Genomic DNA, 20,297 nt, shown 5'->3' on the forward strand with positions numbered 1-20,297 from the left:
TTCACGTGCCCTTGCGCAGGTGCTCCATCAGCCGCAGCGCCGACGATGGAAGTTCGCCGAGCGCGCGGACGCAGAGGGTCAGATCGCGGGCGGCCCAGAAATCCTCCAGCGCCACAGCGGCGACAGCCATGCTTCGCCCGGCGCGCTGGGCCGTCGTCTCTGGCACAATTCCAAGCCCCACGCCTGCCTCCACCATCCGGCACACCGCATCGAAACTGCGCAGTTGAACCCTCAAGCGGAGCGGTTTGCCGATGCGCCCGGCCTTGTCGGCGAGGAACCGCTGGAGGGCACTGGCGCGGTCGAGCCCCACGAAATCATGGTTGAGGACCTCGGCGAACGCGATCTCGGAAGCCTCGGAGAGCGGATGCCCCTTCGGAACCACCAGGACGAAGCGATCACTGCGGAACGGAAAGGTTTGCAGCCGGCCGGTATCGACCGTCCCCGCAACGATGCCGATATCGCCGACACCCTCGGCGATCAGCCCAACGATCTCGTCGCTCAGGCGCTCCTCCAGATCGATGCTGACCTGCGGGTGCTCGGCCAGAAAGGCGCTCAGCGCCTCGGGAAGGAATTCGGTGAGCGCATTGGTGTTGGACAGAATGCGGATCTGACCGGCGAGCCCGCCCGTATAGGTGCCGAGATCCTCGCGCAGGCGCTCTGCTTGGCTCAACAGGGTCCGGGCATGCTGGAGGAGAGTCCGACCGGCGGGCGTCGTGACGATGCCCTGCCGGCTGCGCAAGAGGAGCGGAGCGCCGAGCGACTTCTCCATGTTGCGGATTCGGGTGCTCGCCGCCGCGAGGGCCAGATGGGCTCGTTCGGCGCCGTGCGTGATGCTGCCGGCTTCCACGACGTGGCGGAAGAGACGAAGATCGGTAAGGTCGAAAATCATAGAGTTCCTTCGTGAAACGCGAAGGTAGATAAGAATTATTACAAATTGCGTTGAGGCGCTCCCTCCCGCAGACTTCGCGACTGACGAAGTTTACTCTGTGTCGCGTCCAATTGCCAAACGCGCATTGCGGTGCCGTGGCGGTTCAGATACGAGACTTTCCAAACTGCGCGATCAGGAGCGAATGCCCATGGCTGAGGTAAAGGTGACCCCGCGGCCGCTGTCACCCCATCTGCAGGTCTACCGCTGGACGTGGACGATGGCGATGTCCGTGTTCCACCGCGTGACCGGCACCGGGCTCTATATCGGCATCGCGCTGTTTGCGATCTGGCTCGTGGCGCTCGCGGCCGGCCCCCAGACGTTCGACGCGGTCCAGTGGTTCTTTGGGTCGCCGATCGGGTTGTTGATCCTGTTCGGCTATACGTGGGTGCTGATGCATCACATGCTCGGCGGCGTTCGCCACCTGGTGTGGGACACCGGTCGCGGCATGGAGCCCGGCGAGCGCATGAACATGGCCCGCTTCACCCTTATCGGCTCGATCACGCTGACTGTGGCGATCTGGCTTGTCGCCTTTCTGCTGTTCTGACGGAGAGAGTTCATGGCCGACAATCGCATGTCCATGCGGACCCCGCTCTCCCGCGTTCAAGGTCTCGGCGCTTCGGGGCACGGGGTCGAGCATTGGTGGCTGCAGCGCCTGACGGCGATCGCCAACATTCCCCTCATCATCGCCTTCGTGCTCATCGTGGCGGCTCTCGCGGGCTCGTCCTACGACGAAGCCATCGCCCTGATCTCGCACCCGCTCATCGCCATCATCCTGGCGCTTGCGGTGCTTTCCGTGTGCCTGCACATGCGTCTCGGCATGCAGGTCATCATCGAGGATTACGTCCACGATACCGGCCCGCGGCTCGCTGCCCTGATCGCGAACAATTTCTACGCGGCGGTCGTGGCGATTGCCTGCCTTTACGCGATCCTCAAGGTCAGCCTCGGCCGAATCCTGGTTTAAGGAGCTTCCCTCATGGCCCAAGAAACGAAGGGTGCTGCCGTGAACGGCAAGGCCTACACGATCGTCGATCACACCTTCGACGTGGTGGTCGTGGGCGCTGGCGGAGCGGGACTTCGCGCCACCGTCGGCTGCTCGCAGGCCGGGCTCCGCACCGCCTGCATTTCGAAAGTTTTCCCGACCCGCTCGCATACCGTTGCGGCACAGGGCGGCATCTCGGCGTCGCTCGGCAATATGGGGCCGGACGATTGGCGCTGGCACATGTACGACACCGTCAAGGGGTCGGATTGGCTGGGCGATCAGGATTCGATCGAATATCTGTGCCGCAATGCGCCGGACGCCGTCTACGAACTGGAACATTGGGGCGTGCCGTTCTCGCGCACCGATGAGGGCAAGATCTACCAGCGCCCGTTCGGCGGCATGACGACCGATTACGGCAAAGGCACCGCGCAGCGGACTTGCGCCGCTGCCGACCGCACGGGACACGCGATCCTGCACACGCTCTACGGGCAGGCGGTCCGCAACAACACCAATTTCTTCATCGAATATTTCGCGCTCGATCTCATGATGAATGAGGAGGGTCGCTGCGTCGGCGTCGTGGCGCTCGACCAGACCACCGGCGAGATCCACCGCTTCCGCGCCAAGATGACGATCCTCGCGACCGGCGGGTACGGACGTGCCTATTTTTCGGCCACCTCCGCGCATACCTGCACGGGAGACGGCAACGCGATGGTGCTGCGCGCCGGCCTGCCGCTGCAGGACATGGAATTCGTGCAATTCCACCCGACCGGCATCTATGGCGCCGGCTGCCTGATCACCGAGGGCGCACGCGGCGAGGGCGGCTACGTGACCAACTCGGAAGGTGAGCGCTTCATGGAGCGCTATGCGCCCTCCGCCAAGGACCTTGCGTCCCGAGACGTGGTCTCGCGCGCCATGACGATGGAGATCCGCGCCGGACGCGGCGTCGGGCGCAACAAGGACCACATCTATCTCCATCTCGATCACCTCGACCCGAAGATCCTGCACGAGCGCCTGCCTGGCATCTCGGAGAGCGCCAAGATCTTTGCGGGCGTCGACGTGACCAAGGAGCCGATCCCGGTTCTGCCGACAGTTCACTACAACATGGGCGGCATCCCGACGAACTATCACGGGGAGGTGCTGACGCTGAAGGACGGCAACCCGGATACGGTTGTGCCCGGCCTGATGGCGCTCGGCGAAGCAGCCTGCGTGTCCGTTCATGGCGCCAATCGCCTCGGCTCGAACTCGCTGATCGATCTGGTGGTGTTCGGCCGCGCGGCCGGCCTGCGCTGCGCCGAGATTCTCACGCCGAACGATAAGCACGCTGACCTGCCCAAAAACGCCGACGAACTCGCGCTGTCGCGTCTCGACCGTTTTCGCTTCGCCAAAGGCGGCACGCCGACCGCGCAATTGCGCCTCGAAATGCAGAAGACCATGCAGAACAACTGCGCGGTGTTCCGCACCGGCGAGGTGCTGGCGGAAGGCAAGGATCTCATCCACAAGGTCTGGAGCGGCGCCGGCGACATCAAGGTCACGGATCGCTCGCTGATCTGGAACACCGATCTGCTCGAAACGCTGGAATTTGACAATCTGATCGGACAGGCCGTGGTGACGATGGAAGGCGCCCTCAACCGCCAGGAATCACGCGGCGCCCACGCCCGCGAGGATTTCCCCAACCGCGACGACACGACCTGGATGAAGCACACGCTGGCCTGGCTCGACGATCATTCGCACAAGACTGCGATCGATTACCGGCCGGTCCACACCTACACGATGTCGAACGAGATCCAGTATATCGAGCCGAAGGCTCGGGTGTATTGAGGACTGACCGTCAGCGCGGCATGACGGCAAGAGGATAGACATGGCTCAGTTCCAACTTCCCAAGAACTCCCGCTACACCGAGGGCAAGTCCTGGCCAAAACCGGCCAATTCGAACCACGTGCAGGAATTCCGCATCTATCGCTGGAATCCGGATGACGGTGCGAAGCCGAAGATCGACACCTATTACGTCGACCGGGACGATTGCGGGCCGATGGTTCTCGATGCGCTGATCTGGATCAAGAACAATGTCGATCCGACGCTGACTTTCCGCCGCTCCTGCCGTGAGGGAATCTGCGGCTCCTGCGCCATGAACATCATGGGCGAGAATACGCTCGCCTGCACGCTCGGCATCGACGATTGCAAGGCCGACAGCGTGAAGATCTATCCGCTGCCGCATACGCCGGTCTTGAAGGATCTGGTTCCCGATCTGACGACCTTCTTCGCGCAGCACGCCTCGATCGAGCCGTGGCTGAAAACCGAAACGCCGCAACCCGAGAAAGAATGGCGCCAGACGCCGGAAGAGCGCTCCAAGCTCGATGGCCTCTATGAATGCATTCTCTGCGCCTGCTGCTCCACGTCCTGCCCGAGTTACTGGTGGAACGGCGAGCGCTTCCTCGGACCCGCAGCGCTGCTGCAGGCCTATCGTTGGCTCATCGACAGCCGCGATGAGGGCACCGGCGAACGTCTCGACAACCTCCACGACCCGTTCCGGCTCTATCGCTGCCACACGATCATGAATTGCGCCAATACCTGCCCCAAGGGCCTCAACCCGGCCAAGGCCATCGCCGAAATCAAGAAGATGATGGTGGCGAGGACCATCTGATATCCGGGTTGGCGGGCTTGCGATGGCGCAAAGGGTAACCGAGGCTGCAGGCGGACCGACAGCGGAACAAACAGCCTCGCTTCGGCTTCTCCGGGACAGGCTTTGCTTGACACAGCCATGATTGCTGCCATTTGACGAGGTCCGGACTGAAATTGAGGTCATGATGAACCGTCACGTTCTTCTCTTCTCCGCCCTCAGCGCAACCCTCGCGCTCGGAGCCTGCTCCTCTGCCCGGATGGACAGCGGTTACGGTGGTCCGTCGATGCGCAGCGCTGCAGCGGCGCCGACGATGACCATGCAACAGCCGATCGAAGCCGTCCCGTCAGGACCCGTCACCTCGGCACCGCTCGCCCCGATCGACGGCCAGCCTTTGCCACCGATGGGCGGCGGGGGCCTTCCGCCAACCGATATGGCGGGCCTGCCCCCCGCATCGGCGCCTGTCGCGCCGGCGGCGCCTGCCCCCGGGGCGACCCGCACGGCCATGGTGGGCAACTGGACCGCCAGGGAGGCGTCCGGCGGATCCTGTCGCATTCAGCTGTCGAGCTCTCCGGCGCTCGACCTTTATCGGGCCTCCGCGTCCGGCTGCGGGAACCAGGACCTGTCTAAAGTCAATGCCTGGGACTATCGCGACGGCGAGGTCTATCTCTATCAGCAGGGCGGCTCCGTTGCTGCGCGCCTGCGTGGCACGTCGGGTGCGCTCAACGGCGTGCTGGCGAAATCCGGCGCGCCGCTCACGCTGGCGCGATAAAGCGGTTTGCGCTTCGAGGCCGAGGCGGGTAATCGGTCGTTTGTGACCAATCCCAAGTTCTCCTCGCCGAAATCCATCACCGCCCGCTATGACGCGCTCGTGCGCGAGAGTGCGATCGAACGCGACCCCGCGCAAGTCGCCTTGCTCCGGCAGCTCGAAACGCTCGCCGAGGGCTTGAGCGGATATCGTTTGGCGCGCAAGACCAGCGCGCTGGGTTGGCTGTTCGGCAAACGCAATCCCGCGCCGCCGCGGGGGCTCTATGTCTGGGGCTCCGTCGGCCGTGGCAAGACGATGCTGATGGATCTGTTCTTCGACGGGCTTCCGGTTCAGCGCAAGCGCCGCGTCCATTTCCATGCCTTCATGGCGGATGTGCACGAGCGCATCCACGCTTGGCGGACACAGCTCAAAACCGGCGTGATCAAGGGCGACGATCCCATCGGGCCGGTCGCGGCGGCCCTTGCCGAGGAAGCATGGGTCCTGTGCTTTGACGAATTCACCGTGACGGACATCGCCGACGCGATGATCCTCGGGCGGCTCTTTACCGCGTTGTTCGCCGCAGGCGTCGTCGTGGTGGCGACATCCAATGTGGAGCCGGAACGGCTCTATGAGGGCGGATTGAACCGCACGCTTTTCCTGCCCTTCATCGCATTGCTGCAGGAGCGCATGGCTGTGGTGAGGCTTGCCGCCCGCACTGACTTTCGTCTCGAAAAACTGGCGGGCGGGGCAGTTTTCCATACTCCCGCGAATGAGCGCTCTCACGAGGCGCTGACCCGCGCTTTCCGCAGCCTTTCGGGCAAGAGCCACGGCGAGGCGATGACCCTGACGGTGAAGGGCCACGCCGTCGAGATCCCGGAGGCCGCCGGTGGCGTGGCTCGATTTCGGTTCGGCGACCTCTGCTCGAAGCCGCTTGGTGCTTCCGATTATCTTGCTGTTGCAGAGCGGTTTCACACGGTCATCGTCGAGGACATCCCGCGTCTGTCGTTCGACCGGCGAAACGAAGCCAAACGTTTCATCACGCTCATCGACGCGATCTACGATGCCCGCGTCAAGTTCCTCGCCTCGGCCGAGGCGGAGGCATCGGACCTGTATCGGGCCGATAGCGGACGCGAGGCCTTCGAGTTCGATCGCACGGTGTCGCGGCTGATCGAGATGCGGTCGGAGGAATATCTCGCCCTGCCGCACGGGCAGCCGGATTCCGCGGGCTCGGGCCAGACGACCGGCCTCGTCGAGACATGAAGCGGCCGCGCGGGGAGGCGTCGGAGCGGTTGCTGGATGCCTCCATTCCGGCGGATGCGCGCCTCTTGACAATCGCAGCCGATCATCTGAAGCGCTTTGGGTCACGTCAGGTCACGGTGGTGAGCATCGCGGACGCGGCCGGGATGACGCACGCCAATGTCTACCGCTATTTCCCCTCGAAGGCCGCCCTCATCGATGCGGTGGCGGGGCAGTGGCTCAAGCGCCTCGAGACGCTGGTCGCCGACATCGCCGACGCGCCCGATCCGGCGGACGACAAGCTCGAACGGTTGCTCCAGGCTTGGGCCCGGACGCACCGGGACCTCCTTCGAGACGATCCGCATCTGTTCGACGTCTATTGCGCCGCGACAGAGACCCGCCGGCCCATTATCCGCCGGCACCGAGCGCGCATGCGGCAATTGACCGAGCGGGTGTTGGACGAGGGAGTGGGGACGGGAAAGTTCGAGACGCGGGATCGGGACCGCGCCGTAACGTTCATCACCGATGCGACGTTCCGGTTCATCAATCCCGTCGCCATCAGACTCGATTCCGACATGCCGTCGGACCTCGCCGATCATCGCCTCGGGGCCCTTATTCGCGCGATTCTGCGGACTCTCGCCAACGGCTACGTTTAGCGTAAGTTACAAATTTTGAGAATTGTAACAAAAAAGTTCGCGGCTCTCAATGGGTCCTAAGTCTTTGTCATGTCGTCGTTATTCCACATGATCCGTCGTGCCAGGATCGGGCCGAAAGGGCAACGCTTTACCGTTTAACCTTTTGTTGGCTTGATGGTGACCCATTTCTGAGTCAAACAGCGCCACGTTTTCAATAGGCTTGGCGCCTTCCAACATTCAAGGACATCTCATGGCCCGTCATAAGATCGCGCTCATCGGTGCTGGCCAGATCGGCGGCACGCTCGCCCATCTCGTTGGTTTGAAGGAACTCGGCGACGTCGTGCTGTTCGACATCGCAGAGGGCGTTCCGCAGGGCAAGGGTCTGGACATCGCCGAATCGTCCCCGGTTGACGGCTTCGACGCGAAATACAAGGGCGCGAATGACTATGCCGACATCGCCGGCGCCGACGTCATCATCGTGACCGCCGGCGTGCCGCGCAAACCCGGCATGAGCCGCGATGACCTGATCGGCATCAACCTCAAGGTGATGGAAGCGGTCGGAAATGGCATCAAGCAGCATGCCCCTGACGCGTTCGTCATCTGCATCACCAATCCGCTCGACGCCATGGTGTGGGCGCTGCAGAAGTTTTCCGGCCTCAAGCCCGAGAAGATCGTCGGCATGGCGGGCGTTCTCGACTCGGCGCGCTTCCGCCATTTCCTCGCCGAAGAGTTTAATGTGTCGGTCAAGGACGTCACCGCCTTCGTCCTTGGCGGTCACGGCGACGACATGGTTCCGCTAGTTCGCTATTCGACGGTTGCGGGCATCCCGCTTCCTGACCTCATCAAGATGGGCTGGACGACGCAGGAAAAGCTCGACGCCATGGTCGAGCGCACGCGCAAGGGCGGCGGCGAAATCGTCAATCTGCTCAAGACCGGCTCGGCCTTCTATGCCCCCGCGGCTTCCGCCATCGCCATGGCCGAGAGCTATCTCAAGGACAAGAAGCGCGTGCTGCCCTGCGCCGCCCATCTGTCGGGCCAGTACGGTGTGAAGGACATGTATGTGGGCGTGCCGATCGTCATCGGTGCGAACGGTGTCGAGCGCATTGTCGAAGTTTCCTTCTCGGGCGACGAGAAGGCCATGTTCGAGAAGTCGGTGGCGTCCGTGCAGGGCCTTGTCGATGCCTGCAAGCAGATCAACCCGGCTTTGGCGTGACGAGTGAATGGTGAGTAGCGAATGGCGAATGGGAAAGCCCCAAGGACCATCTGCTCTTTCACCGCTCGCTATTCGCCATTCGCTAGTCGCAAACTGAAAGCGCGAAAACATGAATATCCATGAATACCAGGGCAAAGCCGTCCTGAAAGAGTTCGGCCTTCCCGTCTCGAAGGGCCGGGCGATCTTCTCCGCCGACGAGGCTGAGGCTGCCGCCAAGGAACTCGGCGGGCCGCTTTGGGTCGTCAAGTCCCAGATCCACGCGGGCGGTCGCGGCAAGGGCAAGTTCAAGGAAGCCGCTGCCGGTGAAAAGGGCGGCGTGCGCCTCGCCAAATCCATCGACGAGGTGAAGAAATTCGCTCGTGAGATGCTCGGCAACACCCTGGTGACGATTCAAACCGGCGAGGCCGGCAAGCAGGTCAACCGCCTCTACATCGAAGACGGTTCGGACATCGAGACCGAGCTTTACCTGTCGATGCTGGTCGATCGCGCCACCGGCCGCGTCGCCTTCGTCGTCTCGACGGAAGGCGGCATGGATATCGAGGCCGTCGCCCACGACACCCCTGAGAAGATCCACACCTTCTCGGTCGATCCCGCCACCGGAATCATGCCGCATCACGGACGGCTGGTCGCAAAGGTCCTCGGCCTCGAGGGGCCGCTCGCGAAGGAGGCGGGGGATCTCGTCACCAAGCTCTATAACGGTTTCATCTCCAAGGACATGGAGATGCTGGAGATCAACCCGCTGATCGTCACCACGGACGGGCACCTCAAATGCCTCGACGCGAAGATCTCGTTCGATTCGAATGCTCTCTATAAGCACCCCGAGATTGTCGCGTTGCGCGACCTGACCGAAGAAGACGCCAAGGAGATCGAGGCGTCCAAGCACGACCTCGCCTACATTGCGCTCGATGGCACCATCGGCTGCATGGTCAACGGCGCCGGTCTCGCCATGGCGACCCTCGACATCATCAAGCTCTATGGCGAAGAGCCGGCGAACTTCCTCGATGTGGGCGGCGGCGCCTCGGAGGAGAAGGTGACGGCGGCGTTCAAGATCATCACCGCCGATCCGCAGGTGAAGGGCATTCTAGTCAACATCTTCGGCGGCATCATGAAATGCGACGTGATCGCGCGCGGCGTGATTGCGGCGGTCAAGACGGTCGGGCTTCAGGTTCCGCTGGTCGTGCGCCTCGAGGGCACGAACGTCGAAGAGGGCAAGAAGATCATCCGCGAATCCGGCCTCAACGTGATCCCGGCCGACGACCTCGACGACGCAGCGCAGAAGATCGTGTCCGCTGTTCGCGGCGGAAAGTAAGAGGCTCAGATGTCCATTCTCATCGATAACAACACCAAGGTCATCTGCCAGGGCTTTACCGGCAAGAACGGCACCTTCCACTCCGAGCAGGCGATTGCCTACGGGACGAAAATGGTCGGCGGAACCTCGCCGGGCAAAGGTGGCTCAACCCATCTCAACCTGCCGGTCTTCGACACCGTGATGGAAGCCCGTGAAGCGACCGGCGCGAATGCATCCGTCGTGTACGTTCCGCCTCCGGGCGCGGCGGATGCGATCTGCGAGGCGATCCAGGCGGAAATCCCGCTCATCGTCTGCATCACCGAGGGTATTCCGGTGCTCGACATGGTGCGCGTCAAGCGCGCGCTCGAAGGCTCGAAGTCGCGCCTCATCGGCCCCAACTGCCCGGGCATCGTCACGGCCGGCGAATCGAAGATCGGCATCATGCCGGCCAATATCTTCAAGCCGGGCTCGGTCGGCATCGTGTCGCGTTCCGGCACGCTGACCTATGAGGCCGTGTTCCAGACCACCAGCGAGGGCCTTGGCCAGACGACGGCGGTGGGCATCGGCGGCGATCCGGTCAAGGGCACGGAATTCATCGAAATGCTCGACATGTTCCTGTCCGATCCCAAGACCCAGTCGATCGTGATGATCGGTGAGATCGGCGGATCGGCCGAAGAGGAAGCAGCGGCATTCATCGCGCGCGAGGCCAAGAAGGGCCGCAAGAAGCCCATGGTCGGCTTCATCGCGGGCCGTACGGCCCCCCCGGGCCGCCGCATGGGCCATGCCGGTGCGATCATTTCGGGCGGCAAGGGCGGTGCGGAAGACAAGATCGCCGCCATGGAGGCCGCGGGCATCCGCGTATCGCCGTCCCCGGCGCGCCTGGGGAAGACCCTCGTCGAGCTTCTCAAGGGCCAATAACCATTCGTTGACCGCCCTGGCGTTAGGTGGGGCGGTCAATTCGTTTCATTTGGATCGAGTATTGCCATGGCACGCCAGGACGCCAACGAAACCTTTCTCAACACCGCTTTCCTGTATGGAGCGAACGCTCCTTATATCGAAGATCTCTATGCGCGCTTTCAGAAAGACCCCGCCTCGGTCGATGCCGAGTGGCAGGCTTTCTTTGCGGCGTTGAAGGACGACAAGCAGGCGGTTGAGCAGAGCGCGCGTGGGGCATCGTGGAAGAAGCCGAACTGGCCGATTGCCGCGAACGGCGATCTGGTGTCGGCGATGGACGGCAACTGGGCGCAGATTGAGAAGGCTGTCGGCGACAAGATCAAGGCAAAGGCCGAGGCCAAGGGCGGCCCTATCGACCAGGCTCAGGTGCTGCAGGCGACGCGCGATTCCATTCACGCCATCATGCTCATCCGCGCCTATCGGGTGCGCGGGCACCTGCACGCGAAGCTCGATCCGCTCGACATCAATCCGCGCCCGAACGACCAGGAACTGCATCCCTCCCATTACGGTTTCACGGAAGCCGATTGGGACCGCAAGATCTTTCTCGACAACGTGCTGGGGCTGGAATTCGCGACCATTCGCGAGATCGTCACCATTCTCGAGCGCACCTATTGCCAGACGCTCGGCGTCGAGTTCATGCACATCTCCGATCCGGCCGAAAAGGCGTGGCTGCAGGAGCGCATCGAGGGACCCGACAAGGAGATCACCTTCACGCGTGAAGGCAAGCGCGCGATCCTCAACAAGATCGTCGAGGCCGAGGGTTTCGAGAAGTTTCTCGACGTGCGCTACACGGGCACCAAGCGCTTCGGCCTCGATGGCAGCGAGTCGCTGATCCCGGCGCTCGAACAGATCATCAAGCGGGGCGGCAATCTCGGCTGCAAGGAGATCGTGCTCGGCATGGCCCATCGCGGCCGCCTCAACGTGCTGACGCAGGTGATGGGCAAATTGCACCGCGCCCTGTTCCACGAATTCAAGGGCGGTTCCTTCGCGCCCGACGATGTGGAAGGCTCGGGCGACGTGAAGTATCACCTGGGTGCATCGAGCGATCGCATCTTCGACGACAACAACGTCCACCTGTCGCTGACCGCCAACCCCTCGCATCTCGAGATCGTCGATCCGGTGGTGCTCGGCAAGGTTCGCGCCAAGCAGGACCAGCACGGCTGCGCACCCGATAACCGGACCGCCGTGATGCCACTGCTGATTCATGGCGACGCGGCCTTTGCGGGGCAGGGCGTAGTGGCGGAATGCCTCGGTCTGTCGGGTCTGCGCGGGCACCGCACCGGCGGCTCGATCCACTTCATCATCAACAACCAGATCGGCTTCACCACCGATCCGCGGTTCTCGCGCTCGTCGCCTTATCCGTCGGATGTGGCCAAGATGGTCGAGGCGCCGATCTTCCACGTCAACGGCGACGATCCGGAAGCCGTGGTGTTCGCCGCGAAGGTCGCAACGGAATATCGCCAGAAATTCCAGAAGCCCGTCGTCATCGACATGTTCTGCTACCGCCGCTTCGGTCATAACGAAGGGGACGAGCCGGCCTTCACCCAGCCTTTGATGTACCGCAAGATCCGGTCGCATCCGTCGATTCTCGAGGTCTATTCCCAAAAGCTGATCGCCGAGGGCACCGTCAGCGAGGCGGAAGTCGAGGAGATGAAGAGCGCCTGGCGCTCCAAGCTCGATGCAGAATTCGAGATCGCGCAGGGCTACAAGCCCAACAAGGCCGACTGGCTCGATGGGCGCTGGGCGGGTCTGAAGGCCGTGCGAGAGGACTCGGATGATCCGCGTCGTGGTCAGACCGGTGTTCCGGTTGAAACCCTTCAGCAGATCGCGAGCGCCCTGACCACGGTGCCGGAAGGTTTCCACGTCCACAGGACGATCCAGCGCTTTCTCGACAACCGCAAGAAGATGATGGAAACCGGCCAGGGCATCGATTGGGCGATGGCGGAGGCGTTGTCGTTCGGCTCGCTGCTGGTGGAAGACCACCGCGTCCGCCTCTCGGGGCAGGACGTGGAGCGCGGCACGTTCTCGTCGCGCCATTCGGTGCTCATCGATCAGGAGAACGAGGAACGATATACGCCGCTGAACCACATCAAGGAAGGACAGGGCCGCTACGAGGTCATCAATTCCATGTTGTCGGAGGAGGCGGTCCTCGGTTTCGAGTACGGCTACACCCTGTCCGAGCCGAACGCGCTGACACTTTGGGAGGCGCAGTTCGGCGACTTCGCCAACGGCGCGCAGGTGGTGTTCGATCAGTTCATCTCATCGGGCGAGCGCAAATGGCTGCGCATGTCGGGTCTCGTCTGCCTGCTGCCGCATGGCTATGAGGGCCAGGGGCCCGAGCATTCCTCGGCGCGTCTGGAGCGCTGGCTGCAGATGTGCGCCGAGGACAACATGCAGGTGGCCTATTGCACCACGCCCTCGAATTACTTCCACATCATGCGCCGTCAGTTGAAGCGCGAGTTCCGCAAACCGCTCATCCTGATGACGCCGAAGAGCCTGTTGCGTCACAAGCGCTGCGTCTCGTCCCTCGACGACATCGCCGAGGGAACGTCGTTCCATCGCGTTCTCAAGGACGATGCCCAAAAGGGCGCTGAAGGCATCAAGCTTGTGAAGGACGACAAGATCCGCCGTGTCGTCATCTGCACCGGCAAGGTCTATTACGACCTCTGCGAGGAACGCGAGAAGCGCGGCATCGACGATGTCTATCTGATGCGCGTCGAGCAGCTCTATCCGTTCCCGGCGAAATCGCTTGCGGCGGAAGTCGCCCGTTTCAAGAAGGCCGATGTGGTGTGGTGTCAGGAAGAGCCCAAGAACATGGGCTCCTGGAGCTTCGTCGAGCCCTATCTCGAATGGGTTCTCAAGACTGCAGGAGCCAAGGTCGATCGTCCCCGTTATGTGGGTCGCTCGGCCTCCGCCGCCACCGCCACCGGCCTGATGTCCAAGCATCTGGTACAATTGCAGGCTTTCCTCGACGAGGCTTTCGCGGCTTAATGGCCGCGAATTTCTCCGCTCCCTTCCATGGGCTCTCCGCCCCGAACAGTTAAGACGATCATGGCCACCGAAATCCGCGTACCCACTCTCGGCGAGTCCGTTTCCGAAGCCACCATTGGCCGCTGGTTCAAGAAGCCTGGCGACCCGGTGAAGGCCGACGAGCCCCTGGTCGAGCTGGAAACCGACAAGGTCACCCTCGAGGTCAATGCACCCGCGAGCGGGACCTTGGGCGACATTCTCGCCAAGGACGGCGAGACCGTCGGCCCCGGCGCGGTGCTCGGCTCGATCACCGAAGGCGGCGCCGCCGCTGCTCCGGCTCCCAAAACAGATGGTGCCCCTGCGGAGGCGCTAAAAGCCGAGGCTCCCAAGGCTGCCGCCCCGAAGGCTGCGGCACCGGCTGCCGCCATGAAGGACAATGGTCCGGCTGTCGCGCGGGTCGCCGCCGAAAGCGGTGTCGATCCGTCGCGGGTCGCCGGATCGGGCAAGGACGGCCGCGTGACCAAGGGCGACATGCTGGCGGCGATCGCCACAGGCGGCGCCCAGGCGCCCGCGCCGGCAGCCCCCGTACAGGCTCGCGCGCCGTCATCAGCCGAAGACGCGCCACGCGAAGAGCGCGTGAAGATGACCAAGCTGCGCCAGACCATCGCGCGCCGCCTGAAGGACGCGCAGAACACCGCTGCGATGCTCACCACGTTCAATGACGTGGACATGAGCGCGGTGATGGCCCTGCGCAGCCAGTACAAGGATGTGTTCGAGAAAAAGCACGGCGTGAAGCTCGGTTTCATGGGCTTCTTCTCGAAAGCCGTGATCCAGGCGCTGAAAGACGTGCCGGCGGTGAATGCCGAGATCGACGGCCAGGATCTGGTCTTCAAGAACTACTACCATATCGGCATCGCGGTCGGCACCGAGAAGGGCCTCGTGGTGCCGGTCGTGCGCGATGCGGATCAATTGTCGATCGCAGGGATCGAGAAGAAGATCGCTGATTTCGGCAAGCGCGCGCGGGATGGCAAGCTGACCATCGACGAGATGCAGGGCGGCACGTTCACCATCACCAACGGCGGCATCTACGGCTCGCTCATGTCGACGCCGATCCTGAACGCGCCGCAATCGGGCATTCTCGGCATGCACCGCATCGAGGAGCGTCCGGTGGTGAAGAACGGCCAGATCGTCGCGCGTCCCATGATGTATCTCGCCCTGTCCTACGATCACCGCATCGTCGACGGCAAGGATGCGGTGACCTTCCTCGTGCGGGTGAAAGAAGCGCTGGAAGACCCGGCGCGTCTCGTCCTCGATCTCTGAGAATCAAACAAACCCATGCCCGGCGAAATGTCGGGCATTCAATGATTTCAGCCGGGTCGAGCCCGGCCCTGACGTCCAAGGGGGCGAACCATGTCGTACGATCTCATCGTTATCGGAACGGGTCCGGGCGGCTATGTGTGCGCCATTCGCGCGGCGCAACTCGGCCTGAAAACGGTCGTCGTCGAAAAGCGCAAGACGCATGGCGGCACCTGCCTGAATATCGGCTGCATCCCCTCCAAGGCGTTGTTGCATGCGTCGCATTCATTCGAGGACGCCAAATCCCATTTTCCCGCGATGGGCGTGGTGGTGGGCGAGCCCAAGCTCGATTTGGCAAAGATGCAGGCGTTCAAGCAGGAAGGCGTGGACGGCAACACCAAGGGCGTCGAGTTCCTTCTCAAGAAGAACAAGATCGACGCCTTCATCGGCACCGGCCGCATCGCTGCTGCGGGGCAGGTGGAAGTGACGGCGGAGGACGGATCGAAACAGGTTCTGGAGACGAAGAACATCGTCATCGCCACCGGCTCCGACGTAACGCGTCTTCCCGGCATCGAGATCGACGAGAAGGTCGTGATCTCGTCCACCGGAGCGCTCGAACTCGGAAGCGTGCCGAAGCGTCTGGTGGTGATCGGCGCAGGCGTGATCGGACTTGAGCTCGGGTCGGTCTGGCGCCGCCTCGGCTCCGAAGTGATCGTGGTGGAATATCTCGACCGCATCCTGCCCGGCATGGACGGCGAGGTTGCCAAGCAGTTCCAGCGCCTGCTCACCAAGCAGGGTATAGCGTTCAAACTTGGTGCGAAGGTCACGAAGGTGGAGAGGAAGGGCAAGGGCGCAATCCTCACCTTCGAACCGGCTGCCGGCGGCGCACCTGAGACGATCGACGCCGATGCGGTTCTCGTGGCGATCGGGCGGGTTCCTTATACGCAAGGGCTGGGCCTCGAGGAGATCGGCATCCAGAAGGACAACAAGGGCCGTATTCTCACCGATGCGCATTTCTCCACCAACGTCACGGGCATCTACGCCATCGGCGACGTGATCGACGGCCCGATGCTGGCGCACAAGGCCGAGGACGAAGGGGTGGCGGTCGCGGAAATTCTCGCCGGCAAGGCCGGACACGTGAATTACGACGTCATCCCGAGCGTCGTCTACACGTTCCCGGAGGTAGCCTCGGTCGGCAAGACCGAGGAAGAACTGAAAGCTGCGGGCATTGCCTACAATGTCGGCAAGTTTCCCTTCACCGCCAACGGCCGCGCCAAGGCGAACGCCACCACGGATGGCTTCGTCAAGATCCTTGCCGATGCGACGACCGACAAGGTGCTCGGCGTGCACATCATCGGCGCAGAAGCAGGCAACCTCATTCACGAGGCCGTTCTGGCAATGGAATTCGGCGGTTCGTCGGAAGACATCGCCCGCTCGTGCCACGCCCATCCGACGCTCTCCGAGGCTGTCAAAGAAGCAGCGCTCGCGGTGGAGAAGCGTGCGATCCACATGTGATGACGGATGCCTGACCCTCTCCGCGACGGGCGAAGCGAACGGCTATTTCGCCCGCGCCCGCGGATGCGCCGAATCGAAAGCCTCCATCAGCCTTGTGGCGTCGATCTTGGTGTAGAGCTGCGTCGTCGACAGCGATGCGTGGCCGAGCAATTCCTGGATGCCGCGCAGGTCGCCCCCGCGCGCCAGCAGGTGGGTCGCGAAGGAGTGACGCAGGGCATGCGGCGTCGCGCTGTCGGGGAGCCCCAGCATGCCGCGCAACTCCTCGACGGCGAGCTGGATGATGCGCGGCGACAACACGCCGCCTCGGGCGCCCACAAAAAGCGGGCCTTCCGGCGGAACGGCATAGGGGCACAGACGCAGATATTCCGCCACCGCCCGCTGGATCGGCGGAATGATCGGCACCCCGCGCATCCTGCCGCCCTTGCCGGTTACGGTCAGCGAGTCGATGCCTTCAATGGGCGCGTCGCGCCGTTGCAGGCCAAGAGCTTCGGAGATGCGCAAGCCTGCGCCATACAGCAGCGACAGTACGGCGGCGTCGCGCGCGACGATCCAGGGCTTGCGGTCGCCGCCTGAGCGAAGTTCTGTTTCGGTCACCGCGACGGCGGACGCGGCCGAGAGCGGGCGCGGCAGGTTCTTCTCCATTTTCGGCGTGCGAATCGCTGCGAATGCCGAGGCGGTCCCATGTCCTTCCCGCTCCAGATGGCGCGCAAAGGACCGCAGGGACGCAAGCTGCCGCATGAGTGACCGGCTCTGCACCGCGTTCATGCGGCGCGCTGACAGGAAGGCACGAATATCGAGCGGCTTGAGTCCGAGAATCGCCCTGACGCTGGCGGGCTCGCCCAAATGGGCGGTCAAAAAGGTCAGAAACTGCCGCAGGTCGCGGCCATAGGCTTCGATGGTTTTCGGGGAGAGTCGGCGCTCCTTCGCAAGCGAAGTCAGCCATTGCGCGGCCTCCTGGCGGGTATCCGGCGCGCCCGGCAGGACGAGATCGAGGGTGGATTTTGAATCGCCGCTTGACATGTTCCCGCTTTGTGCAAGGGCAGGCACTATAATATGGACAGGTTAACCCGAGCCGAATGACAAGCCACATCGCCGATGTCCTCATCCCGCTGGCGCTGGACACGGCCTATAGCTATGCCGTGCCCATCGGCCTTTCGCTGAAGGAAGGCGACGTGGTGCAGGTGCCGCTCGGCACCCGCGAGGTCGTCGGCGTGGTTTGGGCGCTGCGTCCGGGCGCGGGCGGAAATTTCAAGGCGGTGACGGACCTTATCGAGGCGCCCCGGCTTTCGCCGAAAATGCGGAAATTTCTCGATTGGGTGGCCTGGTACACGCTGGCACCCAAAGGGTCGGCTCTGGGCATGGGCCTGAAACTCGCCGATTCGGAACGCGCCGAGGTCATTCGTGTCGGCGTGCGGCTGGCCGGGCCGCCGCCCAAACGGATGACGCCGACGCGTCAGCGGGTCATCGATGCGGCAGCCGACCGACTTGTGCGACTGAAGCGCGAGCTGGCTCACGAGGCCGGAGTCAGCGCCGGCGTGATCGACGGTCTGGTGGATGAGGGGACGCTGGAGACGGTTGCGTTGCTGCCGGAGCGTGCAGCGGAGCCGCCCGACCCGGATTTCAGCCAGACGGGCCTCTCCGACGATCAACGCGCCGCGGCGGCGCTGCTTGTCTCGATCATGGGGGACATCCCCTCGCCGGTGAGCCTCCTGGAAGGTGTGACCGGATCGGGCAAGACGGAGGTTTATTTCGAGGCCGTGGCGGAGGCGGTGCGGCAGGGCCGCCAGGCCCTTATCCTGATGCCTGAAATCGCCCTGACGGCTCAGTTCCTCGACCGATTCGAGGCGCGCTTTGGTGCCAAGCCGGCCTCGTGGCATTCGGGAATCACCGGGCGAAAACGCGAGCGAATCCATGCGGGCATTGCGTCGGGCGACGTAAAGGTGGTGGCGGGAGCCCGTTCGGCGCTGTTTCTACCGTACAGCAACCTCGGGTTGATCGTGGTCGATGAGGAGCACGAGACCGCCTACAAGCAGGAGGATGGCGTCCATTATCATGCCCGCGACATGGCGGTCGTGCGGGGTCGAATCGAAAACGCGGCCGTGATTCTCGCCTCCGCCACGCCTTCCATCGAAAGCCGCACCAATGTGGAGCGCGGCCGTTATCGCCATGTGCAGCTGCCCGAGCGGTTCGGCGGGCGGCAATTGCCCCAGATCCACACGGTTGATCTCAAGCGCGAAACCATCCCGCCGGGGCGGTGGCTGTCGCCGAGCCTAATCAACGCGATGCACGAAACGCTGGCGCGCGGGGAGCAGGCCCTGCTTTTCCTCAATCGACGCGGCTATGCGCCTCTCACCCTGTGCCGCTCCTGCGCCCATCGCTACGAGTGCCCCAATTGCTCGGCCTGGCTGGTGGAACACCGGTTCCGGCGTTCGCTGGTGTGCCACCATTGCGGCCATGTGGAACGCACGCCACAGGCTTGTGTCGCCTGCGGAACCGTGGATTCGCTGGTGCCCTGCGGGCCGGGCGTGGAGCGAATCGCCGAAGAAGCCGCGGAACTGTTTCCGGACAAGCGGCGCATCGTGCTTTCCAGCGATTTTCCGGGCGGGACCGAACGGCTGCGGGCGGAACTCGCGGCGATCGCCGCTGGGGAATTCGATGTGGTCATCGGCACGCAACTGGTGGCCAAGGGGCACAATTTCCCTCTCATGACGTTGGTCGGGGTGCTCGATGCCGATATCGGGCTGACCTCCGGCGATCCGCGCGCCGCCGAACGGACCTTTCAACTGCTGCAGCAGGTGACGGGACGGGCGGGCCGCGGCGACAAGCCGGGCCGGGCGCTGGTGCAGACCTGGCAGCCGGATCACCCAGTGATCGCGGCGCTGGTTTCGGGCGACGCCGAGCGGTTCTACCGTGAGGAAACACGCGTGCGGGAATTGGCCGGGCTGCCGCCTTTCGGGCGACTTGCTTCCCTCATCGTTTCCGCCACCGAGCGGGAGGGTGCCGAGACGCATGCGCGAGCCATGGCCAAGGTTGCCGAGCCCACGGCCGGAATCACCGTGCTGGGCCCCGCGGAAGCGCCGTTGGCGTTGATCCGGGGACGCTATCGCTATCGCCTGCTGGTCAAGACCGAGCGGGATGTGGATCTGCAGGCTTACCTGCGCGCCTGGATGGCGCGCTGTCCAAAAACGCGCGGTAATACGCGCGTTGCCATCGACGTCGATCCGCAGAGTTTTCTCTAAGCGTTCAATCTGGAAAAACCATGATCAAGACCATCCACTGCATCCGGCACGGGCAATCCACCTTCAACGCCCATTGGGAGCAGGCGGGCAAGACGGACCCGCTGCATTTCGATGCCGTTCTGTCCGATCTCGGGCATGAGCAGGTCGCAGCCAGAGCCGCAACGGTCCGGGATGTGCCCTATGAACTGATCGTCACCTCGCCGTTGACCCGCGCGATCCAGACCACCCTGGGGTTGTTTCGCGAGCACCCGTCGGCCTCCCGGATCCGGGTCGAGTGCCTTCACCGGGAGCGGGTTGAAAACAGTTGCGACGTGGGGCGTTCCCCAACTTTGCTGCGCGATGCCTTTCCGGATCTCGCCTTCGACCATCTGGAGGAAATCTGGTGGCACCGGGACGGCGAACCGGACGAGCGCGGCATCGTGGTCGAGCCTGACGCCGTTCTGGCCGAGCGTGTCCGACGCTTCCGCCAGTGGCTCTCGGAACGTCCGGAGCGGTTGATCGCGGTGGTGGGGCACGGCACGTTCTTCTACCATCTGACAGGGCGGCTGCTTCAGAATTGCGAGATCGCCACGCTCGAACTGGAAAGCCCGCCTCCCGGTTTGCTGGAAAAGGCTGGCTCCGCGGGGGCGTGATCGCCTTGCGCCTCGGAAAATCCCATGCTAGTGCACCCCCGCCTGAC

General features: G+C 63.5%; 17 protein-coding genes. 15 read left to right on the forward strand and 2 right to left on the reverse strand.

The window, feature by feature from the left end; all coding sequences use genetic code 11:
• Window position 1 precedes the first annotated feature (1 nt).
• Window positions 2–889 carry a LysR family transcriptional regulator gene (locus FEZ63_RS21770; RefSeq protein WP_150948634.1) on the reverse strand — a complete coding sequence of 296 codons (888 nt, stop codon included), beginning with the start codon at window positions 887–889 and terminating at the stop codon, window positions 2–4.
• A 187-nt stretch (window positions 890–1,076) separates the two neighbouring features.
• Between FEZ63_RS21770 and sdhC the strand changes: the two genes are divergently transcribed.
• From sdhC to lpdA, 13 genes are all read left to right on the forward strand, one after another.
• Window positions 1,077–1,472 carry a succinate dehydrogenase, cytochrome b556 subunit gene (sdhC, locus tag FEZ63_RS21775; RefSeq protein WP_150948637.1) on the forward strand — a complete coding sequence of 132 codons (396 nt, stop codon included), beginning with the start codon at window positions 1,077–1,079 and terminating at the stop codon, window positions 1,470–1,472.
• 12 nt (window positions 1,473–1,484) lie between these two features.
• On the forward strand, window positions 1,485–1,889 hold the full coding sequence (sdhD, locus tag FEZ63_RS21780; RefSeq protein WP_150948640.1) for a succinate dehydrogenase, hydrophobic membrane anchor protein: 405 nt from the start codon (window positions 1,485–1,487) through the stop codon (window positions 1,887–1,889).
• 12 nt (window positions 1,890–1,901) lie between these two features.
• A complete protein-coding gene (sdhA, locus tag FEZ63_RS21785; RefSeq protein WP_150948643.1) occupies window positions 1,902–3,725 on the forward strand; it encodes a succinate dehydrogenase flavoprotein subunit in 1,824 nt (607 codons plus the stop codon).
• A 40-nt stretch (window positions 3,726–3,765) separates the two neighbouring features.
• Window positions 3,766–4,548: a succinate dehydrogenase iron-sulfur subunit gene (locus FEZ63_RS21790; RefSeq protein WP_150948647.1), complete on the forward strand. Its 783-nt coding sequence runs from the start codon at window positions 3,766–3,768 to the stop codon at window positions 4,546–4,548.
• A 160-nt stretch (window positions 4,549–4,708) separates the two neighbouring features.
• The gene (locus tag FEZ63_RS21795) at window positions 4,709–5,296 is read left to right on the forward strand and encodes an AprI/Inh family metalloprotease inhibitor (RefSeq protein ID WP_420846319.1); all 588 of its coding nucleotides are present in this window, start codon (window positions 4,709–4,711) and stop codon (window positions 5,294–5,296) included.
• A 42-nt stretch (window positions 5,297–5,338) separates the two neighbouring features.
• A complete protein-coding gene (gene zapE / locus FEZ63_RS21800) occupies window positions 5,339–6,532 on the forward strand; it encodes a cell division protein ZapE (RefSeq protein WP_150948650.1) in 1,194 nt (397 codons plus the stop codon).
• Entirely contained in the window at window positions 6,529–7,164 is a 636-nt protein-coding gene (locus FEZ63_RS21805) for a TetR/AcrR family transcriptional regulator (RefSeq protein ID WP_150948654.1), read from the forward strand. Before zapE ends, FEZ63_RS21805 begins: the two co-directional genes overlap by 4 nt.
• A 229-nt stretch (window positions 7,165–7,393) precedes the next feature.
• Window positions 7,394–8,356 (forward strand): malate dehydrogenase, encoded by a 963-nt coding sequence (gene mdh, locus FEZ63_RS21810; RefSeq protein ID WP_150948657.1) that lies wholly within the window; start codon window positions 7,394–7,396, stop codon window positions 8,354–8,356.
• 109 nt (window positions 8,357–8,465) lie between these two features.
• Window positions 8,466–9,665: an ADP-forming succinate--CoA ligase subunit beta gene (gene sucC, locus FEZ63_RS21815; RefSeq protein ID WP_150948660.1), complete on the forward strand. Its 1,200-nt coding sequence runs from the start codon at window positions 8,466–8,468 to the stop codon at window positions 9,663–9,665.
• Between the two features lie 9 nt (window positions 9,666–9,674).
• Window positions 9,675–10,562, forward strand: coding sequence for a succinate--CoA ligase subunit alpha (gene sucD / locus FEZ63_RS21820; protein WP_150948663.1), 888 nt, complete (start codon window positions 9,675–9,677; stop codon window positions 10,560–10,562).
• A 66-nt stretch (window positions 10,563–10,628) separates the two neighbouring features.
• Window positions 10,629–13,589: a 2-oxoglutarate dehydrogenase E1 component gene (locus tag FEZ63_RS21825; RefSeq protein WP_150948667.1), complete on the forward strand. Its 2,961-nt coding sequence runs from the start codon at window positions 10,629–10,631 to the stop codon at window positions 13,587–13,589.
• Between the two features lie 60 nt (window positions 13,590–13,649).
• Window positions 13,650–14,888 (forward strand): 2-oxoglutarate dehydrogenase complex dihydrolipoyllysine-residue succinyltransferase, encoded by a 1,239-nt coding sequence (gene odhB, locus FEZ63_RS21830; RefSeq protein ID WP_150948671.1) that lies wholly within the window; start codon window positions 13,650–13,652, stop codon window positions 14,886–14,888.
• Between the two features lie 90 nt (window positions 14,889–14,978).
• A complete protein-coding gene (gene lpdA, locus FEZ63_RS21835) occupies window positions 14,979–16,379 on the forward strand; it encodes a dihydrolipoyl dehydrogenase (protein ID WP_150948674.1) in 1,401 nt (466 codons plus the stop codon).
• Between the two features lie 42 nt (window positions 16,380–16,421).
• On the opposite strand, the gene FEZ63_RS21840 is transcribed toward lpdA, so the two are convergent.
• The gene (locus tag FEZ63_RS21840; RefSeq protein WP_150948678.1) at window positions 16,422–17,399 is read right to left on the reverse strand and encodes a tyrosine recombinase XerC; all 978 of its coding nucleotides are present in this window, start codon (window positions 17,397–17,399) and stop codon (window positions 16,422–16,424) included.
• A gap of 56 nt (window positions 17,400–17,455) precedes the next feature.
• Here FEZ63_RS21840 and FEZ63_RS21845 point away from each other — a divergent pair, with 56 nt between their 5' ends.
• The gene (locus FEZ63_RS21845; protein WP_150948681.1) at window positions 17,456–19,618 is read left to right on the forward strand and encodes a primosomal protein N'; all 2,163 of its coding nucleotides are present in this window, start codon (window positions 17,456–17,458) and stop codon (window positions 19,616–19,618) included.
• Between the two features lie 20 nt (window positions 19,619–19,638).
• Complete coding sequence (locus FEZ63_RS21850; protein ID WP_150948684.1) at window positions 19,639–20,250, forward strand: histidine phosphatase family protein; 612 nt, start codon at window positions 19,639–19,641, stop codon at window positions 20,248–20,250.
• The last annotated feature ends 47 nt before the right edge of the window (window positions 20,251–20,297 follow it).

The sequence above is a fragment of the Microvirga brassicacearum genome, from assembly GCF_008757455.1.
GTDB classification, from domain to species: Bacteria; Pseudomonadota; Alphaproteobacteria; order Rhizobiales; family Beijerinckiaceae; genus Microvirga; species Microvirga brassicacearum.